The organism is Chroococcidiopsis sp., assembly GCF_051657925.1.
GTDB lineage: Bacteria > Cyanobacteriota > Cyanobacteriia > Cyanobacteriales > Chroococcidiopsidaceae > Chroococcidiopsis.
Map to the genome: position 1 here is coordinate 1 of NZ_JBOFLP010000326.1, position 5,248 is coordinate 5,248.

5 protein-coding genes are annotated in these 5,248 nt (G+C 44.8%); 1 reads left to right on the top strand and 4 read right to left on the bottom strand.

Features of this window, described 5'->3' with window-relative positions:
- Window positions 1-102 precede the first annotated feature (102 nt).
- From ACRC32_RS26155 to ACRC32_RS26165, 3 genes are all read right to left on the bottom strand, one after another.
- Window positions 103-723 carry a hypothetical protein gene (locus tag ACRC32_RS26155; RefSeq protein ID WP_438556714.1) on the bottom strand — a complete coding sequence of 207 codons (621 nt, stop codon included), beginning with the start codon at window positions 721-723 and terminating at the stop codon, window positions 103-105.
- A gap of 302 nt (window positions 724-1,025) precedes the next feature.
- On the bottom strand, window positions 1,026-1,976 hold the full coding sequence (locus ACRC32_RS26160) for a hypothetical protein (RefSeq protein WP_438556715.1): 951 nt from the start codon (window positions 1,974-1,976) through the stop codon (window positions 1,026-1,028).
- Between the two features lie 106 nt (window positions 1,977-2,082).
- Complete coding sequence (locus tag ACRC32_RS26165; RefSeq protein WP_438556716.1) at window positions 2,083-2,337, bottom strand: DUF4278 domain-containing protein; 255 nt, start codon at window positions 2,335-2,337, stop codon at window positions 2,083-2,085.
- Between the two features lie 604 nt (window positions 2,338-2,941).
- On the opposite strand from ACRC32_RS26165, the gene ACRC32_RS26170 reads away from it, so the two are divergent.
- Window positions 2,942-3,928, top strand: coding sequence for an aldo/keto reductase (locus tag ACRC32_RS26170; RefSeq protein ID WP_438556717.1), 987 nt, complete (start codon window positions 2,942-2,944; stop codon window positions 3,926-3,928).
- 43 nt (window positions 3,929-3,971) lie between these two features.
- Here the strand turns inward: ACRC32_RS26170 and ACRC32_RS26175 are convergent, their stop codons facing one another.
- Window positions 3,972-4,868 (bottom strand): helix-turn-helix domain-containing protein, encoded by an 897-nt coding sequence (locus ACRC32_RS26175; protein WP_438556718.1) that lies wholly within the window; start codon window positions 4,866-4,868, stop codon window positions 3,972-3,974.
- Between the last annotated feature and the right edge of the window lie 380 nt (window positions 4,869-5,248).

A 5,248-nucleotide genomic window follows, 5' to 3' on the forward strand; every position in this document is an offset into this window, starting at 1 on the left:
ATACTCCAAACCAATTAATCGTAACGTTTTTTTAGGATTCGATTCAATATGATTTAGTATATCGCTCATGTTTCTGTATCAAAAAACCTCTTCAATCTTCTTCTACCACAGAATGTTACTATTTTGGAGATGTCTACTAATCAGACCTGGACCGTTAATACCAAATGGACTACTCGCCTGCCAAGGGCGACCAAAAGCATTATTGATAGAGATATACGTGGGGTTAGAGATATTTGGTAGATCTTGGGTAATGGCATTGCTATTGTAATATCCGTTGATATAGTCCCTACTTTGAGCGGAGTAAAGCATGACTTTACCGTTTAGAGCTTTTTTGTCTGTAGCCGCAAAATTTTTGGGAACAGCATATCGACCTTGGTTGACCTCCAGAGAAAGGATCGCTCCAGGTCGCATTTGTCGGTTGTAAAGATCCAAACCATAATTAGAGGCACTGCCAACCAGCAAACGTTCGGGATCGAGAACACTTCCTTCCAGGGTTTCAATCAGAAATGCAGGGTTACTGGGTATGGGTCCCCCTGCATGAAAGGGTCCAATTTGGCGAATACCGGATAACCCCAAAATATCGGTAACAATGAGATCGGCTTTCTTTTCATACGTAGGAATTGTATTGGTTTCGGTCTTGGAAGGGATGGGAGCAGCCTGAAGTCTAGTCACCTGAACTAGAAAAGCAAAAAGTACGCCAAGAAGAATTAGTGTTATTTTCATCACGGACTCACACATCATTTGCAGAAGCTGTCAGCCCTTTAATTCAAGCAAGTGTAGGCTTGCTAAAACAATAGGCGTAGCTCTTGGTATCCCATCAAGCAGTAACCCTGGTTTGACTATCCTCTTGCCCACACTACTGGTGTATTTTCACTCTCACAAACTGAAGCTCTACGGATACGATCGACGGTGTCGAAGGCATCGGCGTACTGACTCATTTTGAAGTACAACCACAGCGATCGCTCCTACGTCCGGTACGCTGAGCAGTTACAGCAAAACGCAGATACTTCTACAATTTGCTTTTTTTATTCAGTAACCCTGTAGTAATTCTCGATCCAAGACAACAAACCTTCTTCTACAGGAGTTAAATTAGTCCGCCTGCTTAAGTCTTTGAGAACATTGGCTGCTCCTCGGTCAAGCGATTCAACCTCTCGTAATCGCCTCACCCGCCTCAAAGTCTGTGGCAACTGTCGTTTGTCATCCGACGAAGCAATCTCGTTTAAGTTTTCTAGTTTCACACTCAGAGTGGCATCATGTACGTCAACAGTTACTGTTAAGTCTGTTAGCTCTGTGGCAACGCAAAAGCAGCCGTTGTATTTCTTCTGCGTACCTTCGAGTCCAACCAAGGTGAAGACATCACCTACTTGGCAATCATCTTGATCTAGCACGAGGGGCTTTTGTTTGAGCTGCGCCACAATCTCGCTGACAATCCGACCAGAAGGAACTTTACCATTGGCTGCTTCTATAGCTTGGTTCCATACCTGCCACTGCTGTTGGGCTGTCTTTAAACTAGTTAAAGGCTTAACTTGCTCCAACTTGGTAGGCAAAATTCGCGCCTGGAGCGTGCTGAGATTATTTTCATCGAACCGCTCTGGTTCATTCAGCCGCTCTTGAGAATGAATCGTTCTCATTTGTTGCAAATTTTCGATTGCACACGCAGCCGCAATCAAATAATCGCTGTAACGACGAGAAAAGCCAAACTTTTCTTGGGAGTACGCTTCAAAGGTTCTGTGTGTAGAACGATACAGCCGTTGCGATCGCAGTTGGGCAAGTGCTTTGCCTGCTTGATAGAATGCTTGCCCTACCTTCAACTCTAACTGATGGCGATCGCGTTGCTCTTCTGGGGTGAGCGGTTCTACTTCTTCTGAAGCCGCTTCTACAGGTGCGAATCTATTGGAATCGTCCCCAAAAGAGGATTTAGTAGCTACGAATTCTCGATCGCTCACAAGAGCTAGTGGAGTTGAGTTACAATTCATATCGCTTGCCTAATTCACTTCCTATTCCTAAACAGAGTCACGAGAAATCATGTGGATGGTTTGATTGAGGCTTGTATCGAGAGCGCCCTACTAGTGCGCTAACTCCTCAGATATTTCTATTGACTGAGAAGGTGATGCCCTGATAAATCAACTTGTAGTAGGTGATGCCTCGATAAATCAATTTATGACCGACTAGTTTTGCAGGTACTTGGATAGCTCTGGTTTGAGGCTCGATGCGATAGGTTACGCCACGATAACTGAGGCACTCGGCTGCTCCAGGTTCGCAAACTCGAACGAATGGGCGACTAGAAGCTTTAGAAGGACGATGCTCGTATGTCATGCCACGATATGTGAGTTTCATATTTCAGCTCTTCAACATGCAATCTACGAATGTAAACTGCTATTCTCGATTAGATTTGAAATTTCGCGCTTTGCGTCAAAAAATGGAGCTACGGGCTGCATCGATATTTAAATATAATTTCAGAACTTGGGACTTAACGAGCCGTCGATCGCACACTTGAGTGAGGTACGAGTTTGGCAATTTACAAAGACGATTTTGAGGTACTAAATATATCTCCTGCTTCTACCTTTGTTTTTATGCAAAATGTTCAGTTCTCGTAAAATTTCTTTACAAATCAATTTTGTTGGCAGATCCGATGATGATACTCCCAACTATGGTTATGCCGCAAAAAGGGTTGTGCGGGTTGTGCGTTAGGAGAGCGTGGGATAGGGTTCTATCTAAAATGTAATGAATTCCAACGCTCAACTTCTTGTAGATTCTTACAATGATTTGTCACATTCTTGTGGTTTTAGCGCACCTGCTTGGGTGTCACTTTTACCCTTTGTTTTAATCCAGCGTTATACTCTGACCAGTTGCGGACCTTGTAGCTCACGGTGCTACCCGGTTTTTGGTGGTACTTAAATCCTCTTTTTGTGCAACAACGCTGCTCTCAGGAGTAAAAATTATGGAAATGCGAAAACTAGGCAGTCAAGGACTCGTGGTTTCCGAATTAGGATTAGGTTGCATGGGCATGTCTGAATTCTATGGGAGTCCCAACGATCGAGAATCGATCGCAACCATTCATCGTGCTATCGATCTAGGCATCAATTTTCTTGATACCTCAGATATGTACGGTCCATTCATCAACGAGCAGTTAGTTGGACAGGCGATTCGCGATCGGCGCGATCGAGCGATCGTGGCAACTAAGTTTGGCAATGTTCGCACACCCGATGGGCAATTTCTCGGCATCAGCGGTAAACCTGAGTATGTACATTTTGCCTGTGATGCTTCCTTACAGCGCTTGGGCATTGATACTATCGATCTGTATTATCAGCATCGCGTTGACCCAACAGTACCGATTGAAGAGACAATCGGCGCAATGGCAGAATTAGTACAGCAAGGCAAAGTCCGCTACTTGGGTATGTCAGAAGCAGCTCCAACCACGATTCGACGGGCACAAACTGTTCGTCCGATCGCAGCATTGCAGACGGAATACTCGTTATGGAGTCGCGATCCAGAAGATGAAATTTTAGCTACAGTGCAAGAATTAGGCATTGGCTTTGTCGCTTACAGTCCATTAGACCGAGGTTTCCTTTCTGGTACAATTACTAAACCTGAAGACTTAGATCCAGACGATTTCCGTAGTCACTCCCCTCGATTTCAAGGTGAGAATTTCTACAGAAATTTGCTGGTGGTCGATCGGCTACGGGCGATCGCACTGGAAAAAGGCGTGACTCTTAGCCAACTTGCCCTTGCTTGGCTCTTGGCACAGGGAAAAGATATTGTGCCAATTCCAGGAACGAAGCGCCGTCAGTATCTAGAAGAGAATATTGCAGCAGTGGATATTATCCTGACATCAGAAGAGCTACAACTTATCGAAGCTGTAGCACCAAAAGGAATTGTCATGGGCGAACGCTATGCCCCTCAACATATGAGCGCTGTGAATCATTGAAATCAGCCCATTATTAACCTAGATTGGTCACATTCTTATGGTTTTAGCGCACCTGCTTGGGTGTCACTCCGACTAGGCGTTTAAAGTGTCGTGTCAAGTGGCTTTGGTTAGAGAAACCCACTTGTAAGGCAATATCTGCGATCGCTAAATCCGTTTTTGACAGCAGCAATTTCGCCCGTTCCACTCGCTGTTGAACCACGTACTGGTGCGGCGAAATCCCTGTAGCGCGTTTGAATAAGCTGGCAAAGTAAGTCGGGCTGACATTAATAACCTGAGCAATTTCAACCAGTGATAAATCCCGGTCGAGGTGAGTGTGAATATACTCGATCGCTTGCTGCAACCGAGTACGAGTTAAGCTTCTGTCTTCAAAAGTGATGGGCTGCGTGAAGGTAGAATAGTGTCGCAGCAGATGAATGACTAAGACTTGAGTTAATGATTCGACATATAATTGCCCCATAATGCCACCTGACTGCAACTCGGTTAACAGTAGCATCGCGATATGATGAAGTTGTGAATCTTGCTTACCGAAACAGTTCACGAGGTCGAGTCGGTCTGTATCAATTTCGGATGCTTCAGCGGCTCGTTTGATCGACACCGGTTTTAACCAAATATGCAACTGCTGCTGTTTGGGGCGGTTGGTGTCCCTTCTGGGGCTTCGCCAGGAACTCGGATATCCAGCGGGAACAAAGATGCTGTCTCCCTTTTGAAGGATTGACTCATGCAGGCGATTATCGCGTTTCTGGATCAAGGGGGCGGGTTGCCCTAGGGGTAAGATAAGCCGATGATCGGATAGGGCAGGACTTTTAGCTTCATTTGGAGTTGGAGAATATTGACACTGTTCAACCAAGATGCCATTCCAACTCAATTGCTGACTGGACAGCACCAGAGTTTTAGTCGAGCGTTGCCTGAGTTCGAGCGGGCTAACAAGGTTCTGTATCACAGATTTTGTTTCCAGCATTGAGCTTATTTTATTTGACCTAGTGCCACTCTTACAATTGGTGATGTTGCAAAGAATTGTAACCGTTTTTCAGCACGTTCTGGCAAGTAAACTTGACTTTAGCCATTTTTAGCCATTAGACAACATAGAAAAGCAAGTCGGATTAACAGTTGAACAATGCCCGCAGAATATTTACAATATCGGTCTCTTCTCAGACAGTTAAAAGGTTGAAACTGTCATAGCTATTAGAGTTCTTGCAGAAGTAAGGGATGTGGTAAGAATAGTAGGCTCATTATGACCGAATCCATGACCTACTCGCGATACCAGCAGCTCAAACCAGAAGATTTTAAACGACTTTGTGGAGTTCATCACCAAACATTTAC